The 1798-nt window shown below is 29.3% G+C and carries 1 protein-coding gene; it reads left to right on the top strand.

Going from position 1 to position 1798, the window contains the following annotated elements:
• The first annotated feature begins 198 nt into the window (after positions 1-198).
• Complete coding sequence (locus LJD34_RS15840; protein WP_052010945.1) at positions 199-1782, top strand: transposase; 1584 nt, start codon at positions 199-201, stop codon at positions 1780-1782.
• Positions 1783-1798 lie beyond the last annotated feature (16 nt).

Raw genomic sequence — 1798 nt, 5'->3', positions numbered from 1 at the left:
GGGGCTGTAAAGAAACCTAATCTTTTGGATTAGGCATTCTTTATAGCTTTTTTTATTTTAACGCAAAAAGTAGCTCGAGGAATCGAACCTGGAGCTACTTTTTTGGTAATATATTACTGTTCACATAATAAATTACATATGTATTCTATCACACGTAATGTATTTTTTATACCTTCCTACGCTATTGGAGCGAAGGAAATGGAAAAAATAGATAAATTATTTAATATCTTTAAGAAATCTGGAGTATTTGATTTAATAGATGATGTTTATTCAAAAGAATATCACAAAGGTGGCAGACCTTTAATTGACAGACACAAGCTAATAGTTTTAATTGCTTATGCGTATGCATTTAGACATACCTCATTGAGAGATATGGAAACTTTTTGTAAATTTGATCTAAGAGCTATAAATATTATGGATGGCGCTATCCCTTCGCATACTTCTATTGGTAAATTCTATAATGAGTTTATTGTTCCAAATCGTGATAGTCTATTCAGTAAGATAACTGATGCTATTAGAGATGAATGTAATATAGATTTTAATACAGCTTTTTTAGATGGCAGTAAGTTTGAAGCTGATGCAAATAAGTATAAGTTTGTTTGGAAGCCAACAAAATACCATCAAAAGTTGAGTGATAAAATAAGGATTATATTATCAAAATATGAATTGAGTAGAAATGTTCCTGAAACTGGAATCATACCGGCAACTACTATTGCAGACAAAATCACAAAATTTAATAATTTGATTTCAAACATAGATATATCTGATAAATCAAATAAGGAAATATTTAAGGATTATGAATTTTTAAAATCTGCTTTAATAAAATCACTAGAATATGAAGAAAAGGAGAAAATATGTGGACCAGATAGAAATTCATACTACAAAACAGATCATGATGCTACTGCTATGTGTTTGAAAAGAGACTATTATTCTGGATTGGGAACGAATACACATGCTGCATACAATACACAAATTATCGTTTGTAAAGGGCTGATTGCTACATATTATGTTTCTCAATCAAGATCCGATTTGAAAGATTTGATACCTGCTTTAGATAAATTTTATGAATCCTACAGTATTTATCCAAAATATCTATGTGCTGATTCAGGATATGGTTCATTAAATAATTATCGGTACTTACATGACCATAACATTGGAAACTATGTCAAATATTTTTCTTGGGAAGGAAATATAAGCGGAAGAAATCCATCACAATATGTATTGATAAATGAAACAGCTATTAGATGCTTAAATGGCAATATCGGTCATATTGTAAAATTAGATAATAGGCATCCAAAAAAATCAAATTCAACATTCTTTAGAATAGACGGATGCAATTCCTGTGATTTTAAAGATTACTGTAAGAGATGGATGAACAAAAAGGAAGAAAATTTTAAAATATTTGAAGTTGTAATAGAACTTCAAAAATATATAAACCAATCAGAAGAAAATTTATTATCTCCTAAAGGAATCGAATTGAGAGTAAATCGAAGTATCCAAGTAGAAGGAACATTTGGAATGATAAAACAAGATATGCCCTTTGATAGATTTACAAGGACAAGTCTGGATAAGGTATCGACGGAATTTATGATGGTTTGTCTAGGTTTGAATATTAGAAAACTATTTAAATTTTATGATGCAAAATCAAAAAATAAATTTTGGATTGCACCTAATGATTTACAACCAGAAACAAAGAAAAAACCAAGTGCTAAAAGATTATCGAATAAAGTAAATAGAAAAAAGCTAAAAAAAGAGGCTGATGAACCTAATCCAAAAGGTTAGGTTTCTTTACAGCCCC

It is taken from the genome of Faecalibacillus sp. MSK20_93, from assembly GCF_020589945.1.
Taxonomy (GTDB): Bacteria; Bacillota_I; Bacilli_A; order Erysipelotrichales; family Coprobacillaceae; genus Faecalibacillus; species Faecalibacillus intestinalis.
The sequence above is the reverse complement of the archived record's forward strand: the minus strand, read 5'-3'. Positions and strand labels throughout refer to the sequence as shown.